This is a genomic window from Acinetobacter kanungonis, assembly GCF_009939195.1.
GTDB classification, from domain to species: Bacteria; Pseudomonadota; Gammaproteobacteria; order Pseudomonadales; family Moraxellaceae; genus Acinetobacter; species Acinetobacter kanungonis.
The window spans coordinates 68,496-87,172 of the sequence record NZ_JAACKC010000003.1; the positions used below are offsets into that span (position 1 = coordinate 68,496).

Here is an 18,677-nt window from a genome sequence, read left to right on the forward strand (position 1 = left end):
TCAAATGTTCATAATAGATATGCTTTAATATTGAGCGAAAGCGTTTGTCTTTAACCGCTGTTGTGGAGTGTGCATTTTGAGTCCAAGTAACCCTGTTTTAAACCATCATATTTCTTCGCAATTTAACGAAGATTTGCAGGCGGTCAATACCAAATTTATGACCATGGGTGGGTTAGTTGAGCAGCAAGTGGCGAATTCAATCCATGCACTGTTAGATACCGATGCCAATCTGGCGATTGATGTGCAGTATCAAGACAATACGGTGAATCGCTATGAACGTGAAATTGATGAAGCGCTAACTCTAATTCTTGCGCGCCGTCATCCTGCTGCAATTGACTTACGTATGGTGATTGCCATGAGTAAGGCCAATACCGACTTGGAACGTATTGGGGATGAAGCCGCGAAAATTGCCCGCATCGCGCAAACCCTGTGTGAAGAGGGTGGTTCACCACGCGGTTATATGGAAACCCGTCATATTGGCAACCAAGTACGTGTCATGATTCATGATGCTTTGGATGCCTTTGCGCGTTTAGACGTGGATCAAGCCTTACGTGTCATGTTGGCAGATGCCGATATTGACCGTGAATACCAGTCTGCAACCCGTACTTTAATGACCTATATGATTGAAGATCCACGCCATATTTCGCGTGTGATCAATGTGATGTGGGTATTGCGTTCACTGGAACGTATTGGCGATCATGCACGTAATATTTCCGAGCAAGTCATCTATATGGTAAAAGGCTTGGATGTACGCCATACCAGCGTAGCGGAAATTGAAGAAAAAGTTCAAGAACGTTAAGTTACGTTGCTTCCAGTCGCAATTACCGACTGAACGTCTAAAAATTGAAGAGACTCATACATGCAAGGTATGGGTCTTTTTATTTGTCTAAGATTGAGCTGGAGCAGAAAATAGATTCAAGCGCAGCAAGTTAAAAAAAATCCCAGACTTTGGGGGAAATCTGGGAAGAAAATGAATAGGGGGATATTCTTCTAGTATTCAGAGATGTCTCCATCTCCTTAATTGTCATTATAGTGAGATGCTACGCATGACTCATGTAGGATATTGTGTGCAAATGTAGCCTTATTTAAGGATATGTAGCTTTTTATATCTTATCCCTTGAAATCATGATCATCATCCCAAAGCTTGATGCAAGTGCCTTTTCGGTCAAGAAAATCAAGTTGCGATCAATAAAAAAGACCAGCACAGATGCTGGTCTTTTTAAGATGAAGCGCGCTAAAGCTTAAGCTTCAGGTTTCCAGCCTTCGGCAGTTTCAATGCTGCTGTCATTGCTGAAGAATTTCTCGCGTTGTTCTTCCAGAAACTTCTTGGCTTCTGGTTCAAACACGTTTAAACGCTTCTCGTTAATCAGCGTGGTTTGGTGTTTTAACCATTCTTGCCATGCCTGTTTAGAGATATTGTTAAACAGCTCTTCACCTTTGGCACCAGGGAATGGCGCAAAGTCCAAACCTTCCATCTCTTTTTGATATTTACGGCAAAATACTTGACGAGTCATTGCAAGACCTCTTAAGCGTAAAGCTTTTCTAAACGAAGGTGAGCACGTGCAATCGCCGCTTCGACTTGTGCAGGTGCAGTACCACCAATGTGATTACGTGCATTGACAGATGCTTCAAGCGTTAAGGCTTTTTCAAACACGTCTGCTTGAATCAAATCAGAGAATTGCTGAAGTTGCTCAAGGGTTAACTCAGATAAATCTTTCGCTTCTTGTACGCCTAATGCCACGGCTTTACCCACAATTTCATGTGCATCACGGAAAGCAACGCCGTTTTTCACCAAATAATCTGCCAAGTCAGTTGCAGTTGAGAAGCCACGTAGAGCCGCTTCACGCATAATCTCAATGTTTGGCACTAAGGCAGGAATCATGTCTGCAAATGCCATGAGTGAACCACGTACAGTATCAATTGCATCAAATAATGGTTCTTTGTCTTCTTGGTTGTCTTTGTTGTAAGCCAATGGCTGACCTTTCATGAGAGTCAACAAGCTCATCAAGTCACCGTAAACACGACCTGTTTTACCACGCACCAATTCAGGAACATCTGGGTTTTTCTTCTGTGGCATGATTGACGAGCCTGTGCAGAAACGGTCAGGAATATTCACGAATTTAAATTGAGCAGATGTCCATAGAATCAATTCTTCAGACATGCGCGATAAGTGCATCATAATCAGGGATGCTGCAGCATTAAACTCAATCCCGAAGTCACGATCAGATACGGCATCCAACGAGTTTTCAGATACGGCTTCAAAACCAAGTAATTCAGCGGTATAAGCACGGTCGATTGGGTAAGTAGTCCCTGCAAGTGCAGCCGAACCTAAAGGCATGCGATTAACACGTTTGCGGCAGTCAATTAAACGCTCAGAATCACGCACCAACATTTCAAACCATGCCAGCAGGTGGTGACCAAAAGTCACAGGCTGTGCAGTTTGTAGGTGAGTGAAACCCGGCATAATGGTGTCCGTGTTTTTTGCCGCTAAAGACAAAATCCCTTTTTGCAATTTTGCCAATAATTCTAAAATGGCATCAATTTCATCACGCACATAAAGACGGATATCGGTGGCCACTTGGTCGTTACGGCTACGACCAGTATGTAATTTTTTACCTGTGATGCCAATACGTTGAGTCAAGCGCGACTCAATATTCATATGCACATCTTCTAAATCAATACGCCATTCAAAATTACCCGCTTCAATTTCAGCTTGAATGGTACTTAAGCCCTGAATAATGTCATCACGTTCAGATTCGGTTAGTACGCCAACTTTTGCTAACATGGTTGCGTGGGCGATTGAGCCTGCAATATCTTGTTTATAAAAGCGTTGGTCAAATTGAACAGATGCGGTAAATTCTGCAACAAAAGCGTCAGTCGCTTCAGTAAAACGACCGCCCCACATGCCAGAAGTCTGGGCTTGTGACGGATTAGAGGAATTAGAAGATGTGGTCATGTCGGCTCAGTAAAATAAAAAATCGGCAAATCAAACAGAGTATAGCAAATTCAAAAGCAGTTGCCGAAGCCCAAGTATCGCATTCTTTCAGACAAAATCGATCTGAGCCTGCTTATTCTTATTTTTTTAGCACGGCAGGGCGTTGGCAAAATTTAGCCGAGCTGTGTGTGGCAGGGAATCTGTTGGCTATTTTATTGGCCTTGGCAGAAGCGCATTCATGGCAAGCCCTAAGTGCAACACGCGTGTTGTTGTTTATGCTGTATATCAACTGGGTGCTGTTGTCTTTTACCGCCATTATTGAGCGTTTACAACCTCGCTTGCAGCAATGGGGGGTCACCGCTTTGCTGGTGTTCGGTTTTGTGTTGCTGCAAGGGATTATTTTCAGCACCACTTTCATTTTGAATATATTTTTATTTTTTGGGCAGAATTTTACCTTTAGGGGTTTAAGCTTGGGAACGGCATTGCAGGGTGTGGTGCTGCATTTAAGTTATGGCGGCTTATTGGGGGCTTTTTGTTTTCGCTATTTATATATTCGCGAGCAATGGACACGGCAGCAGCATAGCGAGTTAAATGCCCGCATTCAGGCCATGCAGGCAAGAATACATCCACATTTTCTTTTTAATAGTTTAAATAGTGCCATCAGTTTAATTGCGGTTGATCCCGATAAGGCCGAACAGATGCTTTTGGATTTATCGCGATTATTTCGTGCCAGCTTTCAAGAATTAAAATTGGTCAAGCTGCAAGATGAAATTGAACTGTGCCAACGTTATTTAGCCATTGAGCAAATTCGCCTAGGCAAGCGTTTAAATTTGGAGTGGAAGTTGCTGCATCCAGAATTATTTTCACAGGTGCAAATTCCGCTGCTGACTTTACAACCTTTACTAGAAAATAGTATTTTTCATGGAGTTGAGCAAAATTTATCAATCAGTACAGTCAGTGTATTGGTCGAAATTACACACAATCAAGTCAATATCGTCATTACAAACCCGTACATACAGGATAAAATAAATTTACGACAAGGACACGGTATTGCCATTGATAATGTAAAACAACGCCTGATGGCATATTATGGGCGTGCGGTCATCTTTCGAACCTTTGCAGGGGATGGGATGTATACCACTGTGGTGCAATATCCGTATAAGTAAAACAGTGGCGGTTAACTTATAAAAATAAACCATGTTAACTGAACGAAGGAGTAAGAATGGACATCCTAATTTGTGATGATGAGCCTCTTGCAGTAGAGCGTTTATCCAGATTGGTCACACAAATGGGGCATCAAGTCATTGCAACTGCCGCTTATGGTCAGGAAGCAATTGAGATGGTGCAATTTTATCAACCCGATGTGGTGTTGTTAGATATACAAATGCCAGAAATGGATGGTTTGACCTGTGCGCAATACTTGCGTCAGTTGGAGCCTTCACCCGCCATTGTGTTTTGTACAGCGTATGATCAGCATGCTTTGGATGCATTTAAATCCCATGCCGAGGGCTACTTACTCAAACCGATTATGCAACAGGAATTGCAGCAGGTTTTGGATCAACTGACTAAACTCACGCAAGCGCAAGTGAGTCACTTAGAACAAAAAGAAGATATGGATAATCTAGAACAACGCCATCAAATCGCGGCGAAAACTTATCGTGGCGTGGAATTGGTACCCGTCGAAAATATTTATTATTTTTTAGCCGATCAAAAATATGTCACGGTTCGCCATAAAAATGGCAGCGTACTGATTGATGAAACCTTAAAAGATTTGGAACAGGAGTTTGGTCAGCAATTTATCCGTATTCATCGTAATGCCCTAGTTTCGGTGCATTATCTGGAAGGTTTGGAGCTGATTAATTCTGGTCAATATCAAGTGCGCTGTCGTGAACTGGACGAGCGTTTGTCGGTCAGTCGACGCCATTTACCCTATTTACGTGAACGAATTCAGAAACTTTGAACATGAATCTACGATTTCGTGCATGGAATTGGTAATTCTGCTTGCATTTTAAAGTTTGCAAGTTAAGTTTAGAATAACTGACTTCATTCAATGTATCTAAAAATTTATGAAAACTTTGAAGATTGCAACACGCCAAAGCCCACTCGCTTTATGGCAGGCAGAATTTATTCGTTCTAGCTTAGAGGCACGTTATGCCGATTTAAAAGTAGAACTGGTAACGTTTGTGACTCAAGGCGATAAAATTTTAGATACCCCGCTGGCCAAAATCGGTGGTAAAGGCTTGTTTGTTAAAGAGCTTGAAGCTGCGCTGTTGGATGGTCGTGCTGATTTGGCGGTACATTCCATGAAAGATGTACCGATGGCCTTGCCTGAAGGTTTAAGTCTGGCGGTGATTTGCGAGCGTGAAGATCCTTTTGATGCTTTTGTTTCAAACAGCTATGTGCATTTTGATGACCTGCCACAGGGTGCCAAAGTCGGAACCTCGAGCTTGCGCCGTAAATGCCAGATTTTAAAACAACGCCCAGACCTTGATATCATTGATTTACGTGGCAACGTCGGGACGCGCCTGTCTAAGCTGGATGCGGGTTTGTATGATGCCATTATTTTGGCGAGTGCAGGATTAAAACGTCTCGGTTTAGTAGAGCGTATTCGCCATACTTTGCCTGCCAGTGTGAGTCTTCCTGCGGTCGGACAGGGTGCACTCGGCTTAGAGTGTCGTGCAAACGACCAACAGGTGCTTGATCTGATTCAGCCGTTATTACATGCAGAAACTTCAGCCTGTGTTCGCGCCGAACGTGCATTCAATGCTTATTTGGAAGGTGGATGTCAGGTGCCGATTGCAGGTTATGCAACCTTAAATGACGAGAAAATTCATATTGAAGGGCGTGTCGGAAGTGTTGATGGAGCGAGTCTACTGGTTGCTGAGTTAAGTGGATCTGTGGCTGATGCGGAACAATTGGGTGAAACTTTGGCAAAACGCTTGCTCGATTTAGGTGCTGGAGAGCTGTTACGAGCTTTGCATTAAGTCATGTTATTTATTAATACTCGCCCGCAGGCGCGTGCGCAGGAATTGAGCTTGGCTTTGGCACAAGCAGATATGCAAGTTCTAGATGTTCCATTATTGGAATTAGAAGCATGTGCTTGGTCTACAGATTTGCAGGGCTTGTATCAGCAGTTGCCCAAGGCAAGTTGTGTCGTGGTGGTGAGTCCTTCGGCAGTAGAATTTGGGATGGCAGGCTTGCAGCGCAGTGGTTTGACGTTGCAGGATCTGCAAACTTTACAATGGATTGCGGTTGGTGAAAAAACCGCACAAGCATTGGCCGAGTATGGAATCCAGAGTCATGTGCCTGAAGTTGAAACCTCAGAGGGGATGTTGCAAATTCCACTCCTGCAGCATTTGTCTTCATCGGCTTGTATCGCTTTTTGGCGGGGGCAAGGCGGACGCCAATTTATGATGGAGACCCTGCAACAACAGGGCGTGTCGATTTTAAATTTTATTTTGTATCAGCGTCGTTGCCCGACGCAAACGATGCAAAATTTTGGGCAAGTTGTCGCACAATTGCAACAGCATCAGTCTTATAGTGTGCTGATCAGCAGTGAAGCTAGTTGGTTGAACTGGCTGGCTTTGATGCAATCCCATCAGCGCCTTTTTGCACATGGGCACTTTATGGTGCTCGGTGAGCGGTTATTTCAACTGCTGCTTAAAGCCCAAAAGCAGCAGCATTTAGAATTCCATCTTCATTTATTATCCGATTTAAGTACTGAAACAATATTGCAGTGCCTGCGGGCGATGCCGAGAAATGCATGAAAAAGTTTTTAATTATTGTGATTTTGGTCTGTGTGGCATGGATTGCCAAATTAAGTTATGACCTTTTTCAATTGAATCAAACCCAGATGGTCATGCAGAACACATTACAGCAATTAGAAAGTAATAGCGCCAGTCTGAATGATCAACTCGTGGCTTTGCAACGTCAGAATCCTAAGCAGTCTGAACCAGCAGCGACCACTGCCTCAGCACCTGCCGCTGCGAGTGAACCAGCGGCAAACACCATGCTGCAGATTGATCCGATGGTCTTGATTCGTCAACAATTAGACTTGGTGGATTTTGCCTTACAGCAACAGCAATATCATTATGCTTTAGAAAAGTTGGCTCAGCTGAATCTGAAACTGGAACAGTATGCTTTAGCACCAGCCCTCAAACAAAGTTTGCATCAGGCGATTGCAAAAGACCAGAAGCTGATCCAGCAGACGGTACAAGCGCGGATAGAACAACAGCAACAAATCCAACAATTATCACAACAACTTGATTTGGCATTAACCCAAGAAATCAAACAAGGGCAAATGCGTCCAGCGAGTGCGGAGAATAGCTCATTCTGGCAACGCTGGTTTGTATTGCAACCTGCCACTCAGCCTGCAACTCAATTGATGCAACGGGCGATTATTTTGAAGGAAGTACAGTTGCGTTTATTGGTTGCACGTGAGGCATTAACGCAAGGGCAGTATTTAGAATATCAAAAAGATTTAAACGAGATTATCCAGATTTTAGCCAGCTTGCCTGATGCACAGGCGCAGAAATTTCGTAAGCAAGTCGAGAAGATCAAAGGATTCAGTATTATTCCAATGCCAGTCCTGAATACGCGCGCTTTGCTAGGATCTTAATATGAAACAGATTCTTTTGGCTTATGCATTTATCTGTCTGATCCTGATCGCATTACTCAGTGTTTTGAGTTATGGCTATGGCGCAGGTTATGTCTACGTCTATTGGCGTGAATGGCAATTCCAGAGCAATGTCTGGTTTGTGTTTATCGTATTGGCTGTGCTGGGTTTTATCTTTCAGTTGGTTTGGTTGTTGCTTAAACGTTATTTTACTCGTGAGCAAAGAAAGCAAACAGTCATTTATGACTTCAAAACCTTGCATCCTTATGAACAATTGGCGGTGATTTGGCTCTTGGATGCAGGGCGGGAGCAACAGCAGTTTATTCAGAATGCATTTACCCAGTCGGGATTGTTGCGTGGTGTGATTGATTCACGCCTGTATTTGATGCAGCAACAATATCCTGAAGCCTTGTCGGTACTGAGTCAGAGTCATGCCATGGCATTTGAGTTGGCAGAAATTCAGCGGATTCAGGTTTTTCTTGCACAGCAGGATGCAGAACAGGCACTGACACACCTTGAGTTTTTAACCCAGCATGAACTCTCTCCATGGTTGAAAGATGTAGAAACGGCCTATGAGCAACGTTTAACTGAGTTATGGGGAGCCTTCGCGGTTCAGTTTCCGTGGCAATATTTACGCTCCATGCAATATGGTCATCTGGATGAAGCAACCAAGCAAGCTTGGTTAGAACAACTGTTACAACAGTTTGATCGTGCCAGTCTTGAAAATTTGCAAGATTTGCAGCAGCGCTATTTAGATTTATCCAGCGAAATTGAAACTCGGAGTTATTCAATTAAAACCTTATGGTTGAAATTATTGTCGCGCTTACCCGATTTAAGTCAGCAACATGAAGATTTGGCCCTGCATTTGCTTGATCAGCAATTTAATGCAGAAGTGTTTTATTTGTGGTTCCAGCAGCAGTTGTTGAAACAAGTGCCGAATTATAGTGATGTGGAGCAGCATATTCAGGACTGGGAATTGAAGTATCCGTCTTTGCCTGTTTTAACCTTTGCAAAATGGCATGTCTATGATGCGACTGGTCGGTTCAATAAAGCAGATGAATTATTAACTTTATATCCTGATAATGTGCTGATGAATTATTTGCGGATTAAATCGACGTTGAAAAATCGTGAAGATTTGATTCAACAGTTAAATTTTATCTTTGAAAATAATGCAAATTTTGTAAAAATTAAGATTTAAGGGAATATATGTCTTTATTCAGTGAATATCCAATCGTGCATGAGCAAAATGTCGCATGGGGGGATATGGATGCTTTTGGTCACGTAAATAATGTGATGTATTATCGCTATATTGAAAGTGCACGAATTAATTATTTTGATGCATTAAATATATTTGGACAAAAAGTATTAACTGTCGTTGCATCAAATCAGTGCAAATATTTACGTCCCGTATTTTATCCTGATCAATTGAAAATTGCAGTTCGAGTGGATGAGTTACGTAATAGTGCAATGCGCATGACTTATCAATTATTCAGCACTGCACAAAATGCACTCGTGGCAACGGCAGAAGCAGTGATCGTGTGTGTCGATCAAGAAAATATGCAAAAGGCGGCAATCCCAGAAGATATTCGTGAAAAAATTCTCAAAATGGAACATGCGGTCGGACATTTAATTTAATTCTGATGCGCTATTAAATAGTGAATCTAGATTATTTTATTTAAACTGTTTGTATATTGTTGTGAATTTAAATATAAGTGTTGAATATTGGATTTAATAAAAATATGATAATCCAGTGTTATAAATTAAATCGTATTTAATGGAGTTAATATGATGCCAGACATTAGTAATTTATCTGTAGAAGAGTTAAAGCGTTTACAAGTAGAAGCGGAAGCCTTAATCGTTTCTAAAAAAGATCAAGCAATTGAAGATGCTTATACTCAGATTATGGATGTTGCTGATAAAGTAGGTTTGAGTATTGAACAAATCTTAGAGTTTGGCGCAACTAAACGTAAGAAAAGTACTCGTAAATCTGTAGAACCACGTTATCGCAATAAATCAGATGCTTCAGAAACTTGGACTGGTCGTGGTAAACAACCGCGCTGGTTAGTGGCTGAATTGGAAAAAGGTGCAAAACTTGAAGATTTCCTTATCTAATCTTCATAAGATTGTCATCCAATCTGATTAAATTATTCAAACCAAGCAAAACTGCTTGGTTTTTTTATATTGATCAATTGGCGGTGAAAAAAAAGTGTGCATAATGGGTGGCAAAGATAAAATATATATTTTAGGAAGAAAAATAGTGATGTTGGTTGTGGTGGGATGACAAAAAAAAATAAGCACCTTGGATGGTGGATTTTTGCCTTAAGTACATTTTTATTTTTCGTCGTGCTGCAAATTCCTGCAGCTTGGCTCGTTTCAAAATTTTATAAAAATAACCAGGTGCTACAAAATGTCAGTGGCAATATTTGGCAGGGGCAGGCGGATTGGCATCAAGGTGCATTAAAAGGCTCATTGAATTGGAAAGTGCGTCCCCTAGATCTATTGTTACTCCGATTAGGTGCTCAAGTTGAGATTCATAGTGGGCGCACCCAGTTGCAAGGGATAGTCGGTTATGGTTTGGGGCAGCGTTGGACGGTTAAAGAGCTTTCTGGCGAAATAACCCCTGAAACATTAAAGCGAGTTGCAGATTGGCAATGGCCGAGTAATCCAATTCAATTGCAAGATATTCAGTTTAAATATCAAAAAGAGCAGGGCTTTCAAAAGGTTGAAGGTGCAACACAATGGGTCGGTGGAGAACTCACTTACACGTTTGCGCAACGCCAAGAACAAATGGATATCCCAAGTTTAAAAGGAAGCTTGAGTGATCGTGATCAAGTCCTGAATATTGATGTGCGTGATCAACGTGACCAAAAAATGATAAATCTGCTGTTGGATAAGAATCTGATGCTGGATGTGCAGATTACCCAGCGTATGCTCATGAATGTGCCTTCTTATCAGGGTAAAGCAGGTCTGGATACATATGTGGTGAGTTCACGTCAACCGCTACTGAAAGGTGGTATGTGATGAGCGTGTTACAAGACAAACTACAGAAACTCAATATCGGGCAGCTGGATCGTTTTGCACCGTGGTTATTGGCGTTATTGTTGACTTATCTAAGCTGGAAATTGGCCAGTATTTTTTGGTTGTGGGTGGCTCCGCCAATGCCTATGCAGCTAGAGCGTGTACAGTTAGGTTCACAGCAGCCGCAAGTTCCCAATATTAGCGCATTTGCTTTGTTTCAGGAGTCCAATACTGCCAGCATGAGTAATCTCAGTAATTTGAGTTTGCAAGGCGTGGTGGTGTCCTATCCGAATCAATACTCTTCTGCCGTGATTAAAGTCAATCAAGTGGCTGATCGATATCGTGTCGGTGAAACTTTGGCAGGTACAGCCTTTCAGTTGGCCGAAGTGTATTGGGATCATGTTGTGTTGCGGGATGCTGCAGGGCAAACCCGAGAAGTGGCATTTAACCGTATTGCGAATGGTTTAGATCAGCCGATCGTTCCTCCAGTAGGGACAACCTCTTTGCCTACAGCGACAGCACCAACGACGACGCAGCATGCTCTGGGGCAGGCGGTGCAACAAATGCAGCAAAACCGTGACCAGTTCTTGGCGGATATGGGGGTAGGGGCGGCAACAGGTGAAGGCTATGAGGTGACCAGTAAAACCCCAGCGGCATTAAGGAATACTTTGGGATTGCAGCCTGGGGACCGGATTTTGTCTTTAAATGGACAGAATGTGGGACAGGGACAGAATGATGCACAATTACTTGAACAAGCCAAACAAGCAGGGCAAGTCAAACTTGAAATAAAACGTGGTGATCAGGTGATGACCATACAACAAAATTTTTAAATGATGAGAAATCGACCCTAGGGTTAGGAAACACAGAAGTATATGGCTTTATTTCATAATAATCGTCCAGTTTGGGCTTTGCTCGCAAGTGCACCTTTAATTGTTGCTGTAAGTAGCAGTACCTATGCGCAAACATGGAAAATTAACCTACGTGATGCAGATTTAACGGCATTTATTAATGAAGTAGCCGATATTACGGGTAAAAACTTTGCTGTGGATCCGCGTGTGCGTGGCAATGTGACGGTCATTTCTAATAAGCCACTGAACAAAAATGAAGTGTATGACCTGTTCCTTGGGGTATTAAATGTTAATGGCGTGGTCGCGATTCCCTCAGGCAATACTGTCAAAATTGTGCCAGATAGTAATGTAAAAAGCTCGGGCATTCCCTACGATGCAAGAAAGCGCGCTACGGGGGATCAAATTGTCACCCGTGTGATCTGGCTGGAAAATACCAATGCCAATGACTTAATTCCTGCACTACGCCCATTGATGCCGCAGTTCGCAAACTTGTCGGCTGTGCCGGGGGCGAATGCACTGATCGTTTCTGATCGTGCCAGCAATATTTATCAACTGGAAACCATCATCCGTAACTTGGATGGGACTGACCAGCACGATATTGAAGCCATTACCTTGCAATCCAGCCAAGCTGAAGAAATGATTGGCTTATTGGATTCCATGACAGCAACGGGTGCAGCCAAAGACCTGAAAGGTGCTCGCGTGCGTGTGATTGCGGATAACCGGACCAACCGCATTTTGATTAAAGGTGATACCGCAACTCGTAAGCGCTTACGTCAACTGATTGAAATGCTGGATGTGCCTGCTGCGGACCGCTTGGGTGGGTTGAAGGTTTTTCGTCTGAAATATGCCAGTGCCAAAAATTTGGCGGAAATATTGCAAGGTCTTGTGACTGGGCAGGCAGTTTCAGGGTTTGACGGCAAAGGCAATAGCACTTCTAATTCGAACAGCAGCATGTTGGGAAATAGTAATAACAGCACCAACTCTAGCAGCTCATCCTCTTCAAGTATTTCGACGCCTTCCATTAACTTGGGTGGTGGTTCTTCGAGTAGCAATCAAAATAACATTACCAGTTTTAATGCCAACGGCATCAGTATCATTGCGGACAGTTCGCAAAATGCTCTGGTGGTCAAAGCCGATCCACAATTGATGCGAGAAATCGAATCAGCGATTCAGCAACTGGATATCCGTCGTCAACAAGTCCTGATTGAAGCAGCAATTATTGAAGTTGAAGGCACTGATGCTGATCAGCTTGGTGTGCAATGGGCTTTAGGGGATATTAGTAGCGGCGTGGGCTTAATCAGCTTTGATAATGTGGGTTCAAGTTTGGCGAGTCTGGCAGCAGGTTATTTAACTGGTGGTGCTTCTGGTTTGGGGCAGGCATTGACGGGTGCTGGTAGTTCATTGGTGCTGGGTGACTATAAAGAAGGCAGTGATGGCTCACGTCAGCTTTATGGTGCACTGATTCAGGCGCTCAAGGAAAATACCAAGTCCAATCTGCTTTCAACACCTTCGATTGTGACCATGGATAACGAAGAAGCTTATATTGTGGTGGGTGAGAACGTCCCGTTTGTGACAGGATCAGTGAGTACCAGTAATGGCACAGTCAACCCCTATACTACCATTGAGCGTAAAGATGTCGGTGTCACGCTGAAAGTGATTCCGCACATTGGCGAAAATGGCACGGTTCGCTTGGAAGTTGAGCAGGAAGTTTCTGGGGTGAAAAGCAGCAAAGGTCAAGCTTCAGATCTGGTGACAAGTAAAAGAGCGATTAAAACTGCAATTTTGGCGGAACATGGACAAACCGTGGTTTTGGGTGGTCTAATTTCAGATAATTCGGTTTATAGTCGTCAATCTGTGCCAGGATTTGGGGCAATTCCCGGTGTTGGGCGCTTATTTAGATCGGATTCGAAATCCAATCAGAAGCGCAATTTATTGGTGTTTATCCATCCAACAATTGTTGGTAGCGGTGAAGATGTACGTCGCTTATCTCAGCAACGCTATAGCCAGTTGTATAGCTTGCAGTTGGCGTTGGATAAAGATGGTAGTTTTGCCAAGTTGCCTGAGCAGGTAGATGACGCTTATATGCAGCGTTTGCCTGTGAAATCTGGCGCACCACGGACCAGTCCTTATCAGGCAGTGCCTTCTGCTGCACAGCCATCTAATGCTGTGGCCGTAACAACTCCTGTTGCGATTGAACCTGCGATCAGTAGTACGCCTGTGCCGAAATCCGAAGTGGAAAAAACCAAAAATACCGTGACCACCATCAGTGTTCGTCCAGCGTCTTAATGGCGAGTGGGCAAAATTGAAATGTACTGCTTGCATGGTATGATGATGCAAAATCAATAAAGAGATAATGTAATGACTTGGAAGATACAGGCAATTACGGGCGAATACGCGGGGCAGGAAATCAGCATCGACCGTGATATGTTGGTTGGGCGTCATCAAGAAGCAGATGTTTTGTTGCAGTCGGCAGAAGTGTCGCGTAAACATGCCGCGTTGTTGTTAAAAGAGCAAGCGTTATGGGTGCAAGATTTAAACTCATCTAATGGCACTTTTGTGAATGACTTAAGAATTGAAACTGAAAGTCCATTACAAGAGGGCGACATTGTTCAGTTCGCCAGCTTTAAATTTTCCGTGTTAGCGCCTGCGCAATCGGCAGATGCTGCAGAGGCTGAAACCGTAGTAGAGCAGCCTGCAGAAGCTGTTGCACCATCTGAAACGACTGCAGAAAAAACCGCAGCAGAACAGATGAATGATCAAGGAATGCCTAGCTTGACTGAGCGTGATGGCAATGTGCAGTTAAGTCGAGATGGTATGCCACAGCATGTCTCTGTGCCAAAACCTGCGCCAATTCCAGAAGGTGTGGATGTGTCTAAAGCCACGCCAAATCCTGAGCCAATTCCCGTTGAACAACCTGTTTCTCGTGTTGAAGAAGAGCGTGTACAACAGAAAAATGCGTCGTTGGGTTTAATCACCATTATTGTTTTGGTGATTTTAGCCATCTTGGCGTGGGTGATGTTTAAATAATCTGGGAAATCCCTACAATAAAGGCATGCTCTGGCATGCCTTTTTTATTACTGAAGAATTTGGGTCGCTTATGAATATTGCACAATTAGATCGCCGTGAATTAATGCTGTTTGATTTGGATGGAACCTTGGTCGATTCAGCGACCGACTTATATCGTGCAATGAATATGAGCCTGAATGTACTTCAGCTGCCACTGGTCACCGAGCAGCAAGTCCGTGTTTGGGTAGGAAAGGGGACTTCAATTTTCTGTCACAGCACCTTGGAATATCTCACAGGCGAGGTCGATCCTGCACAGCATAAGCAATTGCTCGATACCTTTTTGCAAATTTACAATGCAGAGCCTTGTGTTGAAACACGTCCATTTCATGGCATTCTGGAGTTTCTGGAATGGGGTTTACAACAGAATAAAACCATGATTTGTGTGACCAATAAGCCTGAATTGCCTGCACGCATGATTGTTGAGGCATTAGGCATGTCGAAATACTTTGTCGATGTCATCGGTGGTGATCGTTTTGAAGAGCGTAAGCCGCATCCACGTCAGTTGCTGCATTGTGTAGAGGAATATCAGGTTGAAAAATCTCAAACGCTGATGTTTGGTGATTCAAGCAATGATGTTGAAGCGGCGCGACGTGCGGGTATTGATTGTATTGTCGTAAGCTATGGTTATAATCATGGAGAAGATATACAGGATTGCCAACCACAACTTGTGGTGGATGATTTAAGAGAATTAATCACAGCATAATTTGTAGATAAGGAATAATGACACATGAGTCGTTGTAAAGCTTTTCGATGGCGTCGCTCAGTCTGATGTAACGAAAAATTGAATTGACCCTAATCGAAAATTTAAAGAGAACCTCATGACGACTCAAGTGCAATACGAACAATTAAAAACACAAGGCTACAACCTGATTCCCGTTTACCGTCAACGTTTGGCGGATACCGAAACCCCCTTATCTGTTTTTGCCCGTCTAAAGGGTCATCAGCAAGCCTACTTATTCGAGTCGGTTGAGGGTGGTGAAAACTGGGCGCGCTATTCGATTATTGGTTTGGGTGAATCGACCGTGTTTTCCTGTAATGCGGGACAACTCACCATTCAGCATGTCAATGGTTCACATGAAAAGCAAGCCTGTGCTGACCCATTCCAATACATTCGTGATTTTTTATCGCAATTTAAAGTGCCAACCCAAGTAGATTTACCTGCTTTGCCAAACTTTACGGGCGGTTTAGTGGGGTATTTTGGCTATGATGCGGTGCGTTATATTGAACCACGCCTCAATAATGTACCTGAGGCTGATCCAGTAGGCTTGCCAGATATATGGATGATGCTGTCTAAAACTGTAATCGTGTTTGATAATTTAAAAGACACCCTGTTTTTGATTGTGCATGCTGATGTGAATGATCCAGAAGCTTACTTTAAAGCGCAAACACAGCTCGATATATTAGAAAGGTTGCTAGCAACCCCTGTGAGTTTGCAAGCGAAGAAACATACCGCACCGCATTTTGAATCATTGACAGGCAAAGACAAGTTTCTGGAGTCAATTGAAACGGTCAAAGAGTATATTCGTGCAGGGGATGTGATGCAGGTGGTGCCTGGACATCGTATGGTTTCGGATTTTGATGGTGAGGCTTTGCAGGTCTATCGTGCTTTACGCCACTTGAATCCATCACCCTATTTGTTCTTGGTACAAGGGCGGACGTTAGAAGATCAGAAGCCGTTTCATATCGTCGGTTCATCTCCAGAAATTCTATCGCGTTTAGAAAACGGAATTGCTACAGTCCGCCCTTTGGCGGGCACACGTCCACGTGGCAAAACCAAAGAAGAAGATTTGGCGTTGGAAAAAGATTTGCTTTCCGATGAAAAAGAAATTGCAGAGCACTTAATGTTGATTGATTTAGGGCGTAATGATGTTGGTCGCGTTTCTAAAATTGGTAAAGTACAAGTGACTGATCAAATGGTGATCGAACGTTATTCGCATGTGATGCATATTGTCTCCAATGTACAAGGTGAAGTGCGTGATGATGTAGATGCATTGGATGTTTTTAAAGCAACTTTCCCTGCAGGCACACTTTCTGGTGCGCCAAAAATTCGTGCCATGGAAATTATTGACGAAGTTGAACCAGTAAAACGTGGAATTTTTGGTGGTGCTGTTGGTTATTTAGGCTGGCATGGTGAAATGGACATGTCGATTGCGATTCGTACCTGTGTCATTCGTGAAAATAAGGTCTATGTTCAGGCTGGAGCAGGGCTGGTTGCGGACTCAAATCCTGAATCTGAGTGGAATGAAACCCAAATAAAAGCTCGCGCAGTGATCAAAGCGGTTGAATTATCATCAAATGGATTGATTTTATGAGTTTTTCGCAATTTTTTTGAAAAAAACACTTGCAAGGATTCTAAGTTTTGCTAAACTGCACACCGTTCCGATACGAAACGTACGAAACACTAAGAAGAGCCGGCATAGCTCAGTTGGTAGAGCAACTGACTTGTAATCAGTAGGTCCACAGTTCGAATCCGTGTGCCGGCACCATCTTAAAGGTGTGTAGTTGTGAAGTAAAGAACGACACTGAAATAAGTGTGATATGGTGAGATTCCCGAGCGGTCAAAGGGGGCGGACTGTAACTCCGCTACGAAAGTTTCGAAGGTTCGAATCCTTCTCTCACCACCATTAACTTCGATTGAAGTGGTACATTACCAACATTAAGCGGGAGTAGCTCAGTTGGTAGAGCGGTAGCCTTCCAAGCTACATGTCGCGAGTTCGACCCTCGTCTCCCGCTCCATCGAAGATGATTGCTCTTATAGCTCAGTGGTAGAGCACTCCCTTGGTAAGGGAGAGGTCTCGAGTTCAAATCTCGATAAGAGCTCCAGATACAGTTTAGTAGATATTCTACAAAGATTTTAAAAAGCAGGCTTATTAGTCTGCTTTTCAAGTATTGGGTGTCTGCTTTTTTAGGCGATATGTCGATGCTGAGCTTTTCTCAGAAGTGTGTTCGACGTAAACGAGGAATATAAACATGGCTAAGGCTAAGTTTGAACGTAATAAGCCACACGTAAACGTGGGCACAATCGGTCACGTTGACCATGGTAAAACTACTTTAACTGCTGCGATTGCAACGATCTGTGCAAAAACTTACGGCGGTGAAGCGAAAGATTACTCACAAATCGACTCTGCTCCTGAAGAAAAAGCACGTGGTATTACAATTAATACTTCACACGTAGAATACGATTCTCCAACTCGTCACTACGCTCACGTAGACTGCCCGGGCCACGCCGATTATGTTAAAAACATGATTACTGGTGCTGCTCAGATGGACGGCGCGATCCTTGTATGTGCTGCGACTGATGGTCCAATGCCACAAACTCGTGAACACATCCTTCTTTCACGTCAGGTTGGTGTACCTTACATCATCGTATTCTTAAACAAATGCGACCTTGTTGACGACGAAGAATTACTTGAATTAGTAGAAATGGAAGTTCGTGAACTTCTTTCTACTTATGACTTCCCAGGCGATGACACTCCAGTTATCCGTGGTTCTGCTCTTGCTGCGCTTAATGGCGACGCTGGTCAGTATGGTGAGTCTTCAGTTCTTGCTCTTGTTGAAGCGCTTGACTCTTACATTCCAGAACCAGAACGTGCTATCGACAAAGCATTCTTAATGCCAATCGAAGACGTATTCTCTATCTCTGGCCGTGGTACAGTAGTAACTGGTCGTGTAGAAGCTGGTATCGTGAAAGTAGGCGAATCTGTAGAAATCGTTGGTATCCGTGATACTCAAACAACTACAGTTACTGGCGTTGAAATGTTCCGTAAGCTTCTTGACGAAGGCCGTGCGGGCGAGAACTGTGGTGTTCTTCTTCGTGGTACTAAGCGTGAAGACGTACAACGTGGCCAAGTACTTGCTAAACCAGGTACAATCAAGCCGCACACTAAATTCGACGCAGAAGTATACGTACTTTCTAAAGAAGAAGGTGGTCGTCATACTCCATTCCTTAACGGTTACCGTCCACAATTCTATTTCCGTACAACTGACGTAACTGGCGCAATCCAATTACAAGAAGGCGTGGAAATGGTAATGCCTGGTGACAACGTTGAAATGTCAGTAGAATTAATCCATCCAATCGCAATGGACCCAGGTCTACGTTTTGCGATCCGTGAAGGTGGTCGTACAGTAGGTGCTGGTGTTGTTGCGAAAGTAACTGCATAATAAGTATATATGTTTTAAGTCGAGAATTTCGATT

Annotated in this window: 18 protein-coding genes and 4 tRNA genes; 20 read left to right on the plus strand and 2 right to left on the minus strand. The window is 43.4% G+C overall.

Annotated features, from left to right (window positions below):
* Window positions 1-76 precede the first annotated feature (76 nt).
* The gene (phoU, locus tag GWK51_RS06575) at window positions 77-799 is read left to right on the plus strand and encodes a phosphate signaling complex protein PhoU (protein WP_100242563.1); all 723 of its coding nucleotides are present in this window, start codon (window positions 77-79) and stop codon (window positions 797-799) included.
* Window positions 800-1,241: 442 nt separating this feature from the next.
* Here the strand turns inward: phoU and GWK51_RS06580 are convergent, their stop codons facing one another.
* A complete protein-coding gene (locus GWK51_RS06580) occupies window positions 1,242-1,514 on the minus strand; it encodes an oxidative damage protection protein (RefSeq protein ID WP_100242562.1) in 273 nt (90 codons plus the stop codon).
* Between the two features lie 11 nt (window positions 1,515-1,525).
* Complete coding sequence (argH, locus tag GWK51_RS06585) at window positions 1,526-2,956, minus strand: argininosuccinate lyase (RefSeq protein WP_171334103.1); 1,431 nt, start codon at window positions 2,954-2,956, stop codon at window positions 1,526-1,528.
* Between argH and GWK51_RS06590 the strand changes: the two genes are divergently transcribed.
* The 19 genes from GWK51_RS06590 (at window position 2,947) to tuf (ending at window position 18,643) form a co-directional block, all read left to right on the plus strand.
* Entirely contained in the window at window positions 2,947-4,101 is a 1,155-nt protein-coding gene (locus tag GWK51_RS06590; protein ID WP_161933115.1) for a sensor histidine kinase, read from the plus strand. The genes argH and GWK51_RS06590 overlap by 10 nt on opposite strands.
* Before the next feature lie 56 nt (window positions 4,102-4,157).
* Complete coding sequence (locus GWK51_RS06595; RefSeq protein ID WP_100242559.1) at window positions 4,158-4,895, plus strand: LytR/AlgR family response regulator transcription factor; 738 nt, start codon at window positions 4,158-4,160, stop codon at window positions 4,893-4,895.
* Window positions 4,896-5,001: 106 nt separating this feature from the next.
* Complete coding sequence (gene hemC, locus GWK51_RS06600; RefSeq protein ID WP_161933116.1) at window positions 5,002-5,919, plus strand: hydroxymethylbilane synthase; 918 nt, start codon at window positions 5,002-5,004, stop codon at window positions 5,917-5,919.
* Window positions 5,920-5,922: 3 nt separating this feature from the next.
* Complete coding sequence (locus tag GWK51_RS06605) at window positions 5,923-6,702, plus strand: uroporphyrinogen-III synthase (RefSeq protein WP_161933117.1); 780 nt, start codon at window positions 5,923-5,925, stop codon at window positions 6,700-6,702.
* On the plus strand, window positions 6,699-7,553 hold the full coding sequence (locus tag GWK51_RS06610; RefSeq protein ID WP_161933118.1) for a hypothetical protein: 855 nt from the start codon (window positions 6,699-6,701) through the stop codon (window positions 7,551-7,553). Before GWK51_RS06605 ends, GWK51_RS06610 begins: the two co-directional genes overlap by 4 nt.
* Before the next feature lies 1 nt (window position 7,554).
* Window positions 7,555-8,748: a heme biosynthesis protein HemY gene (locus GWK51_RS06615; protein WP_161933119.1), complete on the plus strand. Its 1,194-nt coding sequence runs from the start codon at window positions 7,555-7,557 to the stop codon at window positions 8,746-8,748.
* A gap of 8 nt (window positions 8,749-8,756) precedes the next feature.
* Entirely contained in the window at window positions 8,757-9,185 is a 429-nt protein-coding gene (locus GWK51_RS06620; RefSeq protein ID WP_161933120.1) for an acyl-CoA thioesterase, read from the plus strand.
* Between the two features lie 150 nt (window positions 9,186-9,335).
* Entirely contained in the window at window positions 9,336-9,662 is a 327-nt protein-coding gene (locus GWK51_RS06625; RefSeq protein ID WP_100242553.1) for an H-NS histone family protein, read from the plus strand.
* A 165-nt stretch (window positions 9,663-9,827) separates the two neighbouring features.
* On the plus strand, window positions 9,828-10,571 hold the full coding sequence (gene gspN / locus GWK51_RS06630) for a type II secretion system protein N (protein WP_161933121.1): 744 nt from the start codon (window positions 9,828-9,830) through the stop codon (window positions 10,569-10,571).
* Complete coding sequence (locus GWK51_RS06635) at window positions 10,571-11,398, plus strand: type II secretion system protein N (protein ID WP_161933122.1); 828 nt, start codon at window positions 10,571-10,573, stop codon at window positions 11,396-11,398. The genes gspN and GWK51_RS06635 overlap by 1 nt, the downstream gene beginning before the upstream one ends.
* A gap of 42 nt (window positions 11,399-11,440) precedes the next feature.
* Window positions 11,441-13,702 (plus strand): type II secretion system secretin GspD, encoded by a 2,262-nt coding sequence (gspD, locus tag GWK51_RS06640; protein WP_161933123.1) that lies wholly within the window; start codon window positions 11,441-11,443, stop codon window positions 13,700-13,702.
* Between the two features lie 72 nt (window positions 13,703-13,774).
* Complete coding sequence (locus GWK51_RS06645) at window positions 13,775-14,443, plus strand: FHA domain-containing protein (RefSeq protein ID WP_161933124.1); 669 nt, start codon at window positions 13,775-13,777, stop codon at window positions 14,441-14,443.
* Between the two features lie 70 nt (window positions 14,444-14,513).
* On the plus strand, window positions 14,514-15,185 hold the full coding sequence (locus GWK51_RS06650; RefSeq protein ID WP_161933125.1) for a phosphoglycolate phosphatase: 672 nt from the start codon (window positions 14,514-14,516) through the stop codon (window positions 15,183-15,185).
* Window positions 15,186-15,300: 115 nt separating this feature from the next.
* The gene (gene trpE, locus GWK51_RS06655; RefSeq protein WP_161933126.1) at window positions 15,301-16,794 is read left to right on the plus strand and encodes an anthranilate synthase component I; all 1,494 of its coding nucleotides are present in this window, start codon (window positions 15,301-15,303) and stop codon (window positions 16,792-16,794) included.
* 98 nt (window positions 16,795-16,892) lie between these two features.
* A tRNA-Thr gene (locus GWK51_RS06660) sits at window positions 16,893-16,968 on the plus strand.
* Window positions 16,969-17,022: 54 nt separating this feature from the next.
* A tRNA-Tyr gene (locus GWK51_RS06665) sits at window positions 17,023-17,106 on the plus strand.
* A gap of 36 nt (window positions 17,107-17,142) precedes the next feature.
* Window positions 17,143-17,218, plus strand: a tRNA-Gly gene (locus tag GWK51_RS06670).
* A gap of 12 nt (window positions 17,219-17,230) precedes the next feature.
* A tRNA-Thr gene (locus GWK51_RS06675) sits at window positions 17,231-17,305 on the plus strand.
* Window positions 17,306-17,452: 147 nt separating this feature from the next.
* Complete coding sequence (gene tuf / locus GWK51_RS06680; protein WP_161933127.1) at window positions 17,453-18,643, plus strand: elongation factor Tu; 1,191 nt, start codon at window positions 17,453-17,455, stop codon at window positions 18,641-18,643.
* Window positions 18,644-18,677: the final 34 nt, after the last annotated feature.

Bases quoted from the DNA above. Each gene is read 5' to 3' on its own strand.
- GWK51_RS06650 (WP_161933125.1), top strand. From the start codon at position 14,514: ATGAATATTGCACAATTAGATCGCCGTGAATTAATGCTGTTTGATTTG.
- hemC (WP_161933116.1), top strand. From the start codon at position 5,002: ATGAAAACTTTGAAGATTGCAACACGCCAAAGCCCACTCGCTTTATGG.
- GWK51_RS06590 (WP_161933115.1), top strand. From the start codon at position 2,947: ATGTGGTCATGTCGGCTCAGTAAAATAAAAAATCGGCAAATCAAACAG.
- GWK51_RS06615 (WP_161933119.1), top strand. From the start codon at position 7,555: ATGAAACAGATTCTTTTGGCTTATGCATTTATCTGTCTGATCCTGATC.
- trpE (WP_161933126.1), top strand. From the start codon at position 15,301: ATGACGACTCAAGTGCAATACGAACAATTAAAAACACAAGGCTACAAC.
- GWK51_RS06645 (WP_161933124.1), top strand. From the start codon at position 13,775: ATGACTTGGAAGATACAGGCAATTACGGGCGAATACGCGGGGCAGGAA.
- GWK51_RS06595 (WP_100242559.1), top strand. From the start codon at position 4,158: ATGGACATCCTAATTTGTGATGATGAGCCTCTTGCAGTAGAGCGTTTA.
- GWK51_RS06580 (WP_100242562.1), bottom strand. From the start codon at position 1,514: ATGACTCGTCAAGTATTTTGCCGTAAATATCAAAAAGAGATGGAAGGT.
- gspN (WP_161933121.1), top strand. From the start codon at position 9,828: ATGACAAAAAAAAATAAGCACCTTGGATGGTGGATTTTTGCCTTAAGT.
- GWK51_RS06625 (WP_100242553.1), top strand. From the start codon at position 9,336: ATGATGCCAGACATTAGTAATTTATCTGTAGAAGAGTTAAAGCGTTTA.
- tuf (WP_161933127.1), top strand. From the start codon at position 17,453: ATGGCTAAGGCTAAGTTTGAACGTAATAAGCCACACGTAAACGTGGGC.
- GWK51_RS06610 (WP_161933118.1), top strand. From the start codon at position 6,699: ATGAAAAAGTTTTTAATTATTGTGATTTTGGTCTGTGTGGCATGGATT.
- GWK51_RS06635 (WP_161933122.1), top strand. From the start codon at position 10,571: ATGAGCGTGTTACAAGACAAACTACAGAAACTCAATATCGGGCAGCTG.
- argH (WP_171334103.1), bottom strand. From the start codon at position 2,956: ATGACCACATCTTCTAATTCCTCTAATCCGTCACAAGCCCAGACTTCT.
- GWK51_RS06605 (WP_161933117.1), top strand. From the start codon at position 5,923: ATGTTATTTATTAATACTCGCCCGCAGGCGCGTGCGCAGGAATTGAGC.
- gspD (WP_161933123.1), top strand. From the start codon at position 11,441: ATGGCTTTATTTCATAATAATCGTCCAGTTTGGGCTTTGCTCGCAAGT.
- GWK51_RS06620 (WP_161933120.1), top strand. From the start codon at position 8,757: ATGTCTTTATTCAGTGAATATCCAATCGTGCATGAGCAAAATGTCGCA.